The organism is Colwellia psychrerythraea 34H (assembly GCF_000012325.1).
GTDB classification, from domain to species: domain Bacteria; phylum Pseudomonadota; class Gammaproteobacteria; order Enterobacterales; family Alteromonadaceae; genus Colwellia; species Colwellia psychrerythraea_A.
In genome coordinates this window covers 4,517,055-4,530,567 of sequence record NC_003910.7, presented here as the reverse complement: position 1 = coordinate 4,530,567, position 13,513 = coordinate 4,517,055, and the positions used below count along the sequence as shown (strand labels likewise).

General features: G+C 37.3%; 13 protein-coding genes. 12 read left to right on the top strand and 1 reads right to left on the bottom strand.

The window, feature by feature from the left end:
• The first annotated feature begins 55 nt into the window (after positions 1-55).
• Positions 56-2,365 (top strand): penicillin-binding protein 1B, encoded by a 2,310-nt coding sequence (gene mrcB / locus CPS_RS19250; RefSeq protein ID WP_011045032.1) that lies wholly within the window; start codon positions 56-58, stop codon positions 2,363-2,365.
• A gap of 76 nt (positions 2,366-2,441) precedes the next feature.
• Here the strand turns inward: mrcB and CPS_RS19245 are convergent, their stop codons facing one another.
• Entirely contained in the window at positions 2,442-2,786 is a 345-nt protein-coding gene (locus CPS_RS19245) for a DUF3718 domain-containing protein (protein WP_011045030.1), read from the bottom strand.
• 511 nt (positions 2,787-3,297) lie between these two features.
• On the opposite strand from CPS_RS19245, the gene CPS_RS19240 reads away from it, so the two are divergent.
• From CPS_RS19240 to CPS_RS19195, 11 genes are all read left to right on the top strand, one after another.
• Complete coding sequence (locus CPS_RS19240) at positions 3,298-3,609, top strand: YebG family protein (RefSeq protein WP_238383561.1); 312 nt, start codon at positions 3,298-3,300, stop codon at positions 3,607-3,609.
• Between the two features lie 30 nt (positions 3,610-3,639).
• Positions 3,640-4,395 (top strand): M48 family metallopeptidase, encoded by a 756-nt coding sequence (locus CPS_RS19235; RefSeq protein ID WP_011045028.1) that lies wholly within the window; start codon positions 3,640-3,642, stop codon positions 4,393-4,395.
• Between the two features lie 597 nt (positions 4,396-4,992).
• Positions 4,993-5,358 carry a response regulator gene (locus CPS_RS19230; RefSeq protein ID WP_041737142.1) on the top strand — a complete coding sequence of 122 codons (366 nt, stop codon included), beginning with the start codon at positions 4,993-4,995 and terminating at the stop codon, positions 5,356-5,358.
• Positions 5,355-5,963, top strand: coding sequence for a hypothetical protein (locus CPS_RS19225; protein ID WP_011045025.1), 609 nt, complete (start codon positions 5,355-5,357; stop codon positions 5,961-5,963). The genes CPS_RS19230 and CPS_RS19225 overlap by 4 nt, the downstream gene beginning before the upstream one ends.
• Positions 5,963-6,967 (top strand): GGDEF domain-containing protein, encoded by a 1,005-nt coding sequence (locus tag CPS_RS19220; RefSeq protein WP_011045024.1) that lies wholly within the window; start codon positions 5,963-5,965, stop codon positions 6,965-6,967. Before CPS_RS19225 ends, CPS_RS19220 begins: the two co-directional genes overlap by 1 nt.
• A 147-nt stretch (positions 6,968-7,114) precedes the next feature.
• The gene (gene thrL, locus CPS_RS24375) at positions 7,115-7,189 is read left to right on the top strand and encodes a thr operon leader peptide (protein ID WP_011045023.1); all 75 of its coding nucleotides are present in this window, start codon (positions 7,115-7,117) and stop codon (positions 7,187-7,189) included.
• A gap of 152 nt (positions 7,190-7,341) precedes the next feature.
• Complete coding sequence (gene thrA, locus CPS_RS19215) at positions 7,342-9,819, top strand: bifunctional aspartate kinase/homoserine dehydrogenase I (RefSeq protein WP_011045022.1); 2,478 nt, start codon at positions 7,342-7,344, stop codon at positions 9,817-9,819.
• Positions 9,819-10,805 carry a homoserine kinase gene (gene thrB, locus CPS_RS19210; protein ID WP_011045021.1) on the top strand — a complete coding sequence of 329 codons (987 nt, stop codon included), beginning with the start codon at positions 9,819-9,821 and terminating at the stop codon, positions 10,803-10,805. The genes thrA and thrB overlap by 1 nt, the downstream gene beginning before the upstream one ends.
• Before the next feature lie 72 nt (positions 10,806-10,877).
• A complete protein-coding gene (gene thrC, locus CPS_RS19205) occupies positions 10,878-12,182 on the top strand; it encodes a threonine synthase (RefSeq protein ID WP_011045020.1) in 1,305 nt (434 codons plus the stop codon).
• A gap of 191 nt (positions 12,183-12,373) precedes the next feature.
• Positions 12,374-13,051 carry a uracil-DNA glycosylase gene (gene ung / locus CPS_RS19200; protein WP_011045019.1) on the top strand — a complete coding sequence of 226 codons (678 nt, stop codon included), beginning with the start codon at positions 12,374-12,376 and terminating at the stop codon, positions 13,049-13,051.
• A 145-nt stretch (positions 13,052-13,196) separates the two neighbouring features.
• Complete coding sequence (locus CPS_RS19195; protein WP_011045017.1) at positions 13,197-13,499, top strand: hypothetical protein; 303 nt, start codon at positions 13,197-13,199, stop codon at positions 13,497-13,499.
• Positions 13,500-13,513 lie beyond the last annotated feature (14 nt).

Genomic DNA, 13,513 nt, shown 5'->3' with positions numbered 1-13,513 from the left:
TTCAGTTGCAAAAGTAATCATTACAAAACAACAGCCTCAAGCATATCGAAAAATAATGTCAATAAATAAAGCAACAAAACGCAGCAGCCCTGTGGTCAAAGAAAAATCAGTAATGCGCCGAATAGGTATAACTTTAGGCAAGTTGATGATTGCCACTGTGTTTACGGTAGGAATTTTTTCTATTTATCTTGATGCTAAGGTAAGGAAAAAGTTTGAAGGTCAGCGTTGGCAAGTACCTGTACAAGTTTATGGTCAAATAAAAAAATTGCAGCTAGGTGAACAGGAAAACCTAGAAGAAATAGCACAGTCACTAAAAATTAATGGTTATCAGAAAGTTAAATTTGCCACCCGAGCAGGCCAATTTTCTCAGTCGGCAGAACGTTTGAATATTTTTCAACGTGCTTTTGACTTTGCTAATGGTGCCAATTACGCACAACAACTCAGCATTGAAGTCGTTAGCGAAATTGTTGTCTCCCTGAGTGTTGATGAGCAAGCTGTTTCTACTTTAATACTTGAACCACAATTACTTGCGCGTTTAGTTCCTGATAATAAGGAAGATCGTGTACTGGTGTCGTTAGAAGAACTACCTAGTCAATTGATTGATACATTATTGTTAATTGAAGATCGTGATTTTTATCATCATCATGGCGTTTCTCCCGTTGGTATCTTTAGAGCACTACTTAATAATATTCGCGCTGGACGTACGGTGCAAGGCGGTAGTACCTTAACTCAACAACTCGCAAAGAATATGTTTCTAAGTCGCGAACGCACGCTGTCTCGAAAGATTAAAGAAGCACTAATGGCGGTGATCCTAGAGCTTAGATACAGTAAAGATCAACTGCTAGAAGCTTACATTAATGAAGTCTATTTAGGGCAGAATTATGCTAATGGCGTTTATGGTTTTGGCTTAGCCGCACAGTTTTATTTTGGTAAAAAAATTAATGAATTAAGTCATGCCCAAATGGCTTTATTGATAGCTCAAGTTAAAGGACCAAGTTACTACGACCCATGGCGTCATCCAGAACGTGCGACAGAGCGCCGAGACCTTATTCTTAGGCTTATGTTTGAACAACACTTATTACCACTTGTTGATTTTGAACAGGCAGCAGAATCAACACTATCTATTAGGTCTAATCGACGATTAGCCAAAAAAAATTACCCGGCTTATTTACAACTAGTTAATGCAGAATTAAATCAACACCTGTCGAGTTTTACTCAAAAGTCAGGTATTAAAGTATTTACCGGATTTTCACACAGAAGCCAGCAATTATTAGAGCAAAGTGTTGCCAAGCAATTACCTTTACTAGAACGGAAATACCACCAAAAGAATCTAGAAGCGGCGATGGTGGTTACTGATATTGCTAGTGGTGAAATTAGGGCGCTCGTTGGTGGTCGGGAAAGTGGATATGCCGGCTTTAATCGAGCACTTAATGCTAAGCGTCATATTGGTTCATTAATTAAACCAGCCATTTATGTTGCGGCACTTGAGCGTTATCAGCAATATAATTTTGCTACTATTTTAGATGATAAGGCGATTACCTTAAGAAATGGTACCGGTAAAAAGTGGCAACCAAAAAACTATGATGGGAAATATCGAGGGCAGGTTTCGTTAATTGAAGGGTTAGTCTTTTCACTCAATGTACCCACTATTAATTTGGGTATGAGTTTAGGTTTGGATAGCGTAGCCGATGCTATTAAAGCGTTGGGCTATCAGCAGAAACTTAAAATGCGTCCTTCTGTTTTATTGGGTGCAGTGAATATGTCGCCATTGGAAATCAACCAATTATATTTAGCGATTGCTAATAATGGTTATTACCAAAAGACCCATACCATCACCAAAATACTCTCATCAAATAACGAGACGCTCTGGCAAAAGCAGCAATCAAGCGAGCAACGTTTATCAAGTAATGCGGCCTATTTACTTGATTACGCTTTAGAAAGAGTCACTCAAGTGGGCACAGCTAGATCACTTACTTGGCGTTTAAATAACAAAAAAGTCGCGGGTAAAACAGGTACAAGTAACGCCTTACGAGATAGTTGGTTCATCGGTTATGACAGCAAGCATTTAATAACAACCTGGTTGGGTAAAGATAATAATAAACCAACGGGTTTGACGGGGAGTAGTGGAGCGTTACCTTTGTTCGCTGACTTCATAAATAAACAGGGCGTAATAAATAAAGTTGAAGCTAAACCAGAAAGTATTGTGGTCACTCTTTTTGAGCAGCAAACGGGTAATGCAGTCACAGATAAATGCGCCAATACGGTGATCTATCCTGCGGTGCGAGACGGCATTGTAACTTCAAAGGACTGTTTACAAGAAAAAGAGGATCATAGGTCTTGGTTTGAAAGGGTTTTTGGCGAGTAGTGAGTTTTTAAGTTTACTAGCTGTAAATATGAGCGCTCAAAATTATCATGTTGAGCGCTCTTATTTAGTCATCATATTAAAAAGTTACTTGTACTTTTGTTAATGCTGCAACATCTGTAATGCGCACATTACCTAAACTTTTTTGTAATCTAGCTGCCGTTTTATCAGCACCATAGCTTTCTGCAAAGGTGATAACATCCTCACCGTTACACATTAATTTCAACGCAACTGTTTTAGTTTTTAAGCGATAATATTTAGTTGTGCCTTTGAACTTTATAACACTATTGCTCTTAGCGGCTTTACAAACATCTATCAAGGCTTTTTCCATATAGGGAGTCATTGCTGCTTGGCTGGGTAAACTAATAGCTAATAAAGGTAAAGTAGCGGCAAGAGCAAGTAAGGTTTTTTTGAAAGTAGTCATGGTAGTTCTCCATAGGTTTATTTTATATCGTTAGTTTTTATTTGGCCCTGTTATGCAAGGCACACCATAATAGTGGACTCTTTTTAGTTAAAAGTTGTAACCATTTACCCAGAGGATGTAAGTAAAAATCAAGCGTTAAAACGTGTATATTCGCTAAGTGATTGATTGCCTTTTTATTCAGCAGAAAATGTTGTTTAATACTGACATTAATATTTACATTTGGTGATACATTGACATCTGAAAGTTGCAGTAGAGGCTATTAAACTTGCGATGATTAACGCGTTTTTAAAGCTTCAATGATCTGGCTTATTGAAAGTAGTTATATTTAACTGTTTTTATATACAGCTTGAGTGCTAATTATGCTATTGTGATGAATATTATTTATGTAAACGTTAATTTTTTAACAGCGTTATGAGCCTTTAATTAGCTCAAAATGTAAGAATGGGGAAATCTAATGGCAGTTGAAAGTCGGTTTGTAGTAATTAGAAACGGGGTAGAGGCGAAAACATTTATGGATAAGAAATCAGCTGATGAATATGACAAAATGTTGGATATGGCTGATAACTTGAGCCAAATGTTCTCTCAATCTTCGGTAGAATTAAGCGATAATGCCAATGAAGAGTTGAGTATTTTCTTAGCACAACATCGAGAAGAAGTACTTGTCGCCTTATTAGCAAAAAAACCGACAAAAGCAATCATTAAAAAGTCAGTTGAAAAAGTAACTGATTTACCTATTGCTGAAATTGAAATAAAAAAGCCGGCGGCTAAAGCGAAAAAGAGTAAAGCAAAAGTAACGACCACCAAACTGAGCGAAGCTAGTTAAGTGAATATGATGTGTTGCGGTTAACATTCTATGCTTGAATATAAACTTATTCGCAGTAAGCGTAGGAAAACACTGGCACTGCAGGTTAAACATGGTCAAGTGACTGTGAGAGCCCCTCATTATGTTACATCAGCTTTTATTGATACTTTTATTCAAGAAAAGTCAGCTTGGCTGCGTAGTAAATTAGCTGAGCAACAAAAAACACCTGAATATTGTGACTTCAGTCAAGGTTCAAACTTGCTTTACTTAGGCGAGAAAGTCATTCTCAATATCTGTATAGCAAAAAAATCTGAGGTGTATTTTAGCCATCTTGTGATTGCTGAAATAGAACCAAAGAATTATCAAGAAATTACGACTAAGCAACTTAATGTTGCTATAAGTGAAAAAATTCATTCTAGGTTAATAAATCCTTTAGCAATATCTAAACAGATAAAAAAACAACTCGAAGTCTACTTTAAACAGCAAGCTGAACAGTTATTCAGTGAGCGCCTTGAAAGGATTAGTAAACAAATATCCTTGTGCCCAACAGCGATAAATATTCGTCAGTACCGTGCTCGTTGGGGAAGTTGTAATAATCGAGGTGAAGTAAGTTTTAATTACCTCTTAATGATGACGCCTTTAACTGTTATTGATTATGTGATCGTTCATGAGTTATGCCACTTAGAGCATTTAAATCACTCTAAAGAGTTTTGGCACCTCGTTGAAAAATTCTGCCCAAACTATGAAATTGCCAAAAAATGGCTTAATACTTATCAATCGCAATTACAGTGGCAAAACCCTCACTAAAGCCAACAAAATATTTGAAGAACAATGATCTTTGTCACAAAATTGGACAATATACCTACCCTTAACTACACTTTTTGCTGTAGCAATAAATTATAATTAATTCATTAACTCGCTGTTATTTATTATTTAAATTTTAAAAGGCATTGTGATGAAAATTAATTTCGATAGCATTAAAATTATCACGGTTTATATCAGCTCAGCGGTATTCTCTATTGCTTGTGCTTCTTTTATTATTGGTGGCTAATTGTAATGGCATATATGCGCCGTTGTTGATTAACCATTAGCTACACCTACTTTGTATTTACCCTTCAACCTCACTATCTAACTAAATAGATACTTATTATATTTTGTAGTATTTATATTTCAAAACACTAGTCCCCTCTTATGTAGATCTGAAGTCAGTTACGTCGCACTTATGCTCTTTTTTTATCTATTTAGTTAGATACAAAGTGGAGTGATTTCGTGTTAAAAGTACGAGTTTGTCACTTATAAATGAACTATCTACATAATATTGTTAAAAAAATGAATTGTTGATTAACAATTGCTTTTATTTAGGGTAAATTATCACCAATAAAATAAAATAAGGTCCCTCCTTCTATGAGCCCATCGGTGCTTATTTGTGATGATTCAAACATGGCCAGAAAGCAAGTGCTTAGAAGTCTTCCTGAAGAATGGAAAGATTCCGTTCAGATTGCCTGTAATGGTGCAGAAGCGCTAACAATTTTACGTGATAATAGCATCGAAATTCTCTTTCTTGATCTTACTATGCCGGGTATTGATGGTATTGGTGTTTTACAGGGCATAAAAAAATTAAACCTTAATTGCAGTGTTTTTGTTATTTCAGCAGATATTCAGCCTGAAATGCAAAATAAGGTAAAAGCACTAGGAGCAAAAGAGTTTATGCGTAAGCCTGTAAAAGCAGATCTATTACTTAATAATTTGCGCCAACATGGCCTTTTATGAATCAATTTCACCTAACTGAAGACCAACAAGATTGCTTACAAGAGCTTATTAATATTGCTATGGGACAAGCAAGTGATCAACTTGCCCGTTATCTAGATACTTTTGTTTATTTGAAGGTCCCGAGTATTGAGAGTGTAGAAGCTAAAGATTTGATGAAAACCTTGAGTCAACAGAAAAATACCGTGGCCGTTGTAAGCCAAGGTTTTTTTGGTTATGAAGGTATTCGAGGTGAGGCTTTATTGGTTTACAAAGAAGAGAACTCTGGTCGAATTGCTGATTTATTGGGATATGAACCAGATGAATTATCACAAGATGAGCAATTAATTGATATTAGTTCCATCTTAACGACAACTTTTTTAAATGTATTTGCTCAGCAAATTAATAATCAATTGTCTTATAACGCGCCCAAATTACTGCCGAATGTACAGGAAATTTTATCTGAGCATTTACAACAAATGCCATTTACTTGGGATTTAGCATTAAAAGTAAATATTAATTATCAAGTGACAGATTATTCTTTTAATTGCAATATGATCTTATTGATCCCTGAAACAGCGATAACGAATATAAAACATGTGCTTGACCGTATTTTGGAAGAATTTTAATGTCTGATATTAAATCACACACTACGCCAACAGCTTCGGATGTACCGGTTGTAAATGAGCTGGCTCTTAAACAAATTAATAGCCAAATTGCTAACCAATTAAATACCGGTGTTTTGGTAATCGATGCTGATTTTAATATTGTTATTTGGAATCGTTTTTTACAGGTCCATACCGATAAAGTACCAGGTAGTATTATTGGGCAATCTATTTTTAGTGCATTTCCAGAGCTGCCACAACGTTGGTTATCTCGCAAGCTTAGTTCTGTTTTACAATTAAATACGCCGAGCTTTTGTTCCTGGCAACAAAGACATCACTTATTCGAATTACCTCACACTAGACCGATCACGACAGATAGTGAGTTTATGGCGCAAAACTGCACCTTTCTACCTATAGAAACTGATGTTAACGGCAAACATATTTGTATCTTAATTGAAGATGTTACCGATGCTTGTCATTATCAAATGCAATTACAAAAGACCTTAGCTGAAATAGCGCAAATAAGTCGTATAGATGGTTTAACTCAAGTTTATAATCGAAGGCATTGGCAAGACTCCCTAGAACAAGAATACGCAAAAGCACGACGACATGATAAAAAGTTATCCTTGATAATGCTTGATTTAGACCATTTTAAATTGCTCAATGATAATTATGGCCATCAAGGTGGCGATATGGTGTTAATTGAGGTCAGTGCTTTAATAAGTACCTTATTAAGAGTTGAAGATACCTTTGGGCGTTATGGTGGAGAAGAGTTCGCTATTATTTTACCTGAGACAGATTCTGCAGGAGCAATAGAACTTGCACAGCGTATTTGTAGAATAATAGCCACAACACCTTTCACTTATAATGATCAGGTGATAAAGGTAACAGTCAGTTTAGGCGTTGCACAACTTAGTAGCAAAGAGTCTAATTATGAAGAACTGATTACCCAAGCAGACAGTGCTTTATATCAAGCAAAATCTCAGGGACGGAATCAAGTATGTAATGCTGCGGAACTTGTTTCTTGAATTAGAAGTAGAAGTAGAATGACTATGTGTCTGTGCTAATACGTTATTGTCTAATATTAAATTTTTATGCATAAATTATAACTTTTTATTTAATATTATTTGTCATTAAAGATTGACAGTTACGGTAACTTAAGGCATTTTAAGGTTATGAAATTAAACACTAGCCACATTACTATTATTACAACCACTACCACCCTAATTAGGATGGCGGTCGCTGGCTAACGTGTAAAAATAAAAATTTTATCGAAGCCCGTGACCTGAAAAGGTTACGGGCTTTTTTACGTTTACAATGAAGAGTATTAACTCTAATAGCTTAAACAGCTCAATAAGCAAAGAGTATCTTTATTCACTATTTCTTTATAAAGGAAGAAAACATGCGTGTACTTAAATTTGGTGGCTCTTCACTAGCTTCAGCAGAGCGTTTTCGTCAAGTTGCCGATATTATCCATGATAAAAGCAAATCATCAAAACTTGCCGTTGTTGTATCGGCCCCACAAGGGGTTACCAACCACTTAGTTGCTATGACTGAAAATATTAGCGATGAAGAAAAAGTAGTGGCAGATTTAGGTCACTTCAAACGTGCAATTACTACTATTATTGATGATTTATCGGCAAGTATAAGCAACTTTAACAATCAACATTGTGAGCAAGCGTTAGCGAATTATGAACATCAAATTTCACGCTATATGCAAGGTGCAATGTTACTAACCTATTGCCCAGATCATATCCGTGCCCGTATTATCAGTACTGGTGAACGTTTAAGTGTGGCAATACTTGATGCCGTGTTACAAGCTTATAGCGTACAAGTATCACTGTTAGCACCAGAAAAGTTTTTGTATACCAACAAGTCATCTTTAAATGCAGTAGCAGATTTAGTGTTGTCGAAAGAAAAATTTGAGCATGAATACACTGAATTAAATCAAGTATCGTTAATGCCAGGCTTTATTGGGGTGAATGCGGACAACAATGATGGTACGCCAGAAGTAACTACATTAGGGCGTAATGGCTCTGATTATTCGGCAGCGGTATTAGCTGTTTGTGCTGTCGCTGAGTGTTGTGAGATTTGGACGGATGTAGATGGAGTCTATAACGCAGATCCGCGTTACATTAAAGAAGCTAAATTACTCGATTATTTATCGTATCAAGAAGCAATGGAGCTCTCTTATTTTGGCGCCAGTGTTTTACACCCAAAAACAATTGGACCAATTGCTCAGTATCATATCCCTTGTTTAATTAAGAATACCAGTAACCCAAGTGCACCAGGTACCTTAATTTCCAATGAGAATGACCAACAAAAACGCGTTAAAGCAATTTCTAACCTTGATGACTTAACCATGGTAAACGTGTCAGGACCTGGCATGAAAGGCATGGTAGGCATGGCGAGCCGTGTATTCGCAACTATGAGCAGAGAAAATATTTCTTTGGTGCTTATTAGTCAATCATCTAGTGAGTATTGCATTAGCTTCTGTATTTATTCAAGTGACTCTGCGCGTGCTAAACAAAGCTTACACGAAGAGTTTGAATTAGAGCTGTTAAATGGCCTACTTGAACCGTTAGCGCTAAAAGGTGAACTATCAATTGTGTCACTTGTTGGTGATGGTATGCACCATCAACGAGGCGTGGCAGCTAAATTCTTTAGTTCATTAGCACAAGCACGAGTTAATGTGGTTGCTATTGCTCAAGATTCATCGGAGCGCAGTATCTCAGTTGTTGTGGAACAACGAAAATGTATGGATGCGATGAAAGTAAGTCACCAGAACTTCTTTTCTCATAAACCAACGATTGATGTTTTCTTAGTCGGCTGTGGTGTTGTTGGCAGTGAGCTAATAGCGCAAATATCTCGTCAACAAGCGAGTTTGAAAAAGCAAAACATTGTCTTGAAAGTTTACGGTATTGCTAACTCGAAAGGCATGGTATTTGATAAAGAAGGTATCGACTTAAATAACTGGCAAGATGCTATGGCGAATGCAACTGAAGCGCTAGCAGTTAATGTAGATAATCTTAAAGGTTTTGTTCGTGATAACCATCTAATCAACCCTGTTTTTGTTGACTCAACGTCAAATGAAACATTAGCAATGAGTTATGTAGATTACCTTGCTGAAGGTTTTCATATTGTTACGCCAAATAAAAAAGCAAATACTGACTCTTGGGAATATTATCAAGAGTTACGTAGTACTGCACAAAAAACCAATCGTCGTTTCTTATATGAAACAACGGTCGGTGCTGGTTTACCTGTTATTGATACCCTACAAAGCTTAATTAAAGCGGGCGATGAGTTACAGCGTTTCGAAGGTGTCTTGTCGGGTTCGTTATCTTATATGTTTGGTAAATTAGAAGAGGGTATGTCGTTATCAGAGGCGACTGCAATTGCTAAAGAAAATGGTTTCACTGAACCAGACCCTCGTGATGACTTAAGTGGTATGGACGTTGCGCGTAAATTATTAATTATGGCTCGTGAAGCTGGCATGCAGTTAGAGTTATCAGATATCAATATTGAGTCAGTATTACCCGACGATTTTGATGCCAGCGGTGATGTTAGTCAGTTTATGAGTAACTTAACTAAGCTTGATGGTGACTTTGCAGAGCGCGTAGCGAGTGCAAAATTAGAAGGTAAAGTACTTCGTTATATTGGTAATATTGTTGATGGTAATTGCCAAGTTTCTATAGAGTCTGTAGGAATTAACCACCCGTTATATAGCATTAAAGATGGCGAAAACGCCTTGGCTATTCATAGTCGTTATTACCAGCCTTTACCGTTTGTTTTACGCGGTTACGGTGCGGGCGCAGCGGTTACAGCTGCAGGTGTTTTTGGTGATTTATTAAGAACCTTAGCATGGGAGCAACAGCACTAATGTCAGTTAGTAATACCAATGTTAATAAAAGTGTTTCGGTATTTGCACCGGCCTCTATAGGTAATGTTAGTGTAGGCTTTGATGTTTTAGGGCTGGCAGTAAAGCCGGTAGATGGTACATTATTAGGCGATGTGGTCACTGTAAATGCAACAACTAGCAATGACAATAGCCTAACAGTTATCGGTAACTTTGCTGATAAGTTACCAAGTAATAAGGAAGACAATATTGTTTGGTCTTGCCTATTATTGTTTAATGAGCAATTAATCAGTGTGAAACAAACACCTGTTTTTGTTGCCATTACTTTAGATAAAAAAATGCCTGTTGGCAGCGGTTTAGGATCAAGTGCCTGTTCTGTTGTCGCAGCACTAGCCTCCTTGAATGCGTTTTATGCTAAATACCATAATTTTAGCTTTTCTGAAAATGTCGTATTAAAAATGACAGGCCAAATGGAAGCACAAATTAGTGGCAGCTTACATTATGATAATGTTGCGCCATGTTATTTAGGTGGTTTGCAATTAATGGTTCCGGATGAAAATGTGATCTCGCGCATTTTACCTAGTTTCGATGATTGCTATTATGTAATGGCGTATCCTGGTATTGAGGTATCAACTAAAGCAGCCAGAGAGGTTCTACCTACAACTTATAGTCGTAGCGACGTTATCAGCTATGGTCAAAACTTAGCGACATTTGTTGATGCATGTCATCGCCAAGATAAAAGCCAAGCATTCTCAGTACTAACCGATGTGATTGCAGAACCATATCGCACAGATTTGTTACCAAAATATAAAGCCTCTCGAGATTATTTAAGCTCGCAAGGGGCGTTAGCCGTTGGAATTTCAGGCTCAGGGCCGACACTATTTTGTGTTTGTGATAGCGAAAAACAAGCAGAGCAATTTGCCTTATGGTTACAAGAGAACTATTTACAAACAGCATTAGGCTTTGTCCATGTGTGTAAAGTCGATGATGTTGGCGCAACAGAAATTTAATAGCAATGTGCTTTGAAGGTATATAAGCATGATAGCTAACCAATATTAGTGAACAGATTATTAGGAAAAACAGTGAAATATTATAATTTAAAAGAAAATGATGAGCAGGTAACTTTCGCTCAAGCAGTTAAACAAGGTTTAGGTAAAAATCAGGGCTTATTTTTCCCTACCGATATGCCAAAACTTGATAATATCGAAGAGCTGCTAGCACTGCCTTTGGTAGAGCGTAGTGTTAAAATATTAGCACCATTTGTTGAAGGTGACTTAACAAAAAGTGAATTAACTGACATTGTTACCGATGCTTTTAATTTCCCTGCTTTATTACAGCCGATTAGCCCAGACCGTGCCATTTTAGAATTATTCCACGGGCCAACGTTAGCTTTTAAAGATTTTGGTGCCCGCTTTATGGCCAAGTGTTTACAAGTATTTGTTGCTAAAGATGCTAAAGCAAGTGGTGAGACAAAACCTTTGACCATTTTAACCGCTACGTCTGGTGATACCGGTGCGGCTGTTGCTCATGCTTTTCACGGTATTGATAACATTCGTGTTGTCATCATGTATCCGAAAGGAAAAATTAGCTTACTACAAGAAAAAATGTTTACCACGCTAGGTGGAAATATTGAAACATTAGCAGTGGATGGTGATTTTGATGATTGCCAAACATTAGTAAAGCAGTCTTTTGATGATAAAGAATTGGCAAATACTATCGGTTTGAATTCGGCAAACTCAATAAACATCAGTCGATTATTGGCACAAGTATGTTATTACTTTGAAGCAGTAGCACAATTATCACGCGCAAAGAGTGATTTAAGTAGCATTGTATTCTCTATCCCTAGTGGTAATTTTGGTAACCTAACCGCTGGTTTATTTGCCAAAGCAATGGGCTTGCCAATTAAACGCTTTATTGCCGCAACTAACGCTAATGATACGGTGCCACGTTACTTAGAAACAGGTGAGTGGACACCCAATGTAACCGTCGCTACTATTTCAAATGCAATGGATGTGAGTAACCCGAATAACTGGCCGCGCGTTGAGCATATGCTCAAGAGTGGTATTGTTGAACAAGGTTGTGTCAGCTCAGTATCTATTGATGAAGAACAAACCCAATCAACCGTTATTCAACTTCGTAAGTTAGGTTACATCAGTGAACCACATGCTGCTGTTGCTTATAAAGCGCTACAATATAGTGCTGTAGAAGGGGAGTTTGGTGTCTTTTTAGGAACAGCTCATCCTGCGAAATTTAAAGAAGTTGTTGAAAGCATTCTTGGTCAACCGTTAGGTTTACCAAAAGAGCTTGCGGATTGTGCTGGTGAGCCTATCTTGTCGCAAGATCTTGCTGCAAACTTCAGTGATTTACGTAGTTATCTTTTAAGTTAGGCTACTCGATAAATACTCTATCACTAGAGTATTACTGACTTTAGCGTGGTTAACTACATTACTTAAGTTAAGATATAACGTAAAATATAAAAGCTATCACCTTTGGTGATGGCTTTTTTACTATTAGCGTAGGGATAAATACTGCTAATAGTTACAGAGATAATTTACCGGTATAACGTAAAGGCAGCATGATGATAAAACCCCAATGGCAGCAGTTAATTGCTGGTGAAGCGAAGCAAAGCTACTTTAAAAACTTAGTCAAAGAAGTCGCAACGCAAAGAGCATCGGAGATTTCAATTTATCCAGCAGAAGGTGATGTGTTTAATGCTTTTAACCACGTTGATTTAGCAGAGATAAAAGTTGTCATTCTTGGGCAAGATCCTTATCACGGAAAAGATCAAGCACATGGTTTAGCTTTTTCAGTGCAGGAGGGCATCAAGGTACCGCCATCACTTGTTAATATTTATAAAGAACTGGCGACCGATGTTGAAGGCTTTGAAATACCAAAGCATGGCTGTTTAACACATTGGGCAGAGCAAGGAGTACTGTTGTTAAATACGGTATTAACAGTGCAGCAAGCCAATGCGCATTCTCACGCTAAGCTGGGTTGGGAGACTTTTACCGAGCAAGCTATTAACGCGTTAAATGAGCACAATGATGGTTGTGTTTTTATTTTATGGGGAGCACATGCACATAAGAAAGGTAAAAATATTAACCAAGAAAAACATTTAGTTTTAGCGGGTCCACATCCGTCGCCATTGTCTGCTTACAGAGGTTTTTTTGGCTGTAAACATTTCTCTCAAGCTAATGCTTGGTTAGCTAAACACGAGGTTAATCAAGTTGATTGGCATTTACCTTTGGAGGCTTAGGCGAAAATAAATTAATGGTAATTCTGTTACCATTGAAAGTGCGTGATTTCAGTGGCGGTTACCTCCGAGCCTTAACAACTTTATAATGCATTTTATTCTGCTATATTTTAAATAGCATGGAGTTCTACAGAGAGGGGAAAACCTAATGAGCATAAATTTTTCACAATTCGATGAGTCGTCAATAATAACGCTAAAACTATTAGCACAGCACTTTCCTACGCCAACAGAGATTGGCTTTAACGATGTTTTTGTCGACTCTGAGACGGATATTGACAAACGTGCTGCTCATATTGGCACGATAGCGTTTTTACGTCATGAAGATCTTATCGCTCATGACGTGGGTAGCGCATCGTCTTTTATTCTTACTCGAAAAGGATTAGCGCTATTTAATGAAGATATTATTAAGCGTTTAAAAGACCAGCTCAATAGTGACGCGAATTTTATTTAGTCAGCCCTTTACTC

Bases quoted from the DNA above. Each gene is read 5' to 3' on its own strand.
- mrcB (WP_011045032.1), top strand. From the start codon at position 56: ATGTCAATAAATAAAGCAACAAAACGCAGCAGCCCTGTGGTCAAAGAA.
- CPS_RS19245 (WP_011045030.1), bottom strand. From the start codon at position 2,786: ATGACTACTTTCAAAAAAACCTTACTTGCTCTTGCCGCTACTTTACCT.
- CPS_RS19240 (WP_238383561.1), top strand. From the start codon at position 3,298: ATGGATAAGAAATCAGCTGATGAATATGACAAAATGTTGGATATGGCT.
- CPS_RS19235 (WP_011045028.1), top strand. From the start codon at position 3,640: ATGCTTGAATATAAACTTATTCGCAGTAAGCGTAGGAAAACACTGGCA.
- CPS_RS19230 (WP_041737142.1), top strand. From the start codon at position 4,993: ATGAGCCCATCGGTGCTTATTTGTGATGATTCAAACATGGCCAGAAAG.
- CPS_RS19225 (WP_011045025.1), top strand. From the start codon at position 5,355: ATGAATCAATTTCACCTAACTGAAGACCAACAAGATTGCTTACAAGAG.
- CPS_RS19220 (WP_011045024.1), top strand. From the start codon at position 5,963: ATGTCTGATATTAAATCACACACTACGCCAACAGCTTCGGATGTACCG.
- thrA (WP_011045022.1), top strand. From the start codon at position 7,342: ATGCGTGTACTTAAATTTGGTGGCTCTTCACTAGCTTCAGCAGAGCGT.
- thrB (WP_011045021.1), top strand. From the start codon at position 9,819: ATGTCAGTTAGTAATACCAATGTTAATAAAAGTGTTTCGGTATTTGCA.
- ung (WP_011045019.1), top strand. From the start codon at position 12,374: ATGATAAAACCCCAATGGCAGCAGTTAATTGCTGGTGAAGCGAAGCAA.
- CPS_RS19195 (WP_011045017.1), top strand. From the start codon at position 13,197: ATGAGCATAAATTTTTCACAATTCGATGAGTCGTCAATAATAACGCTA.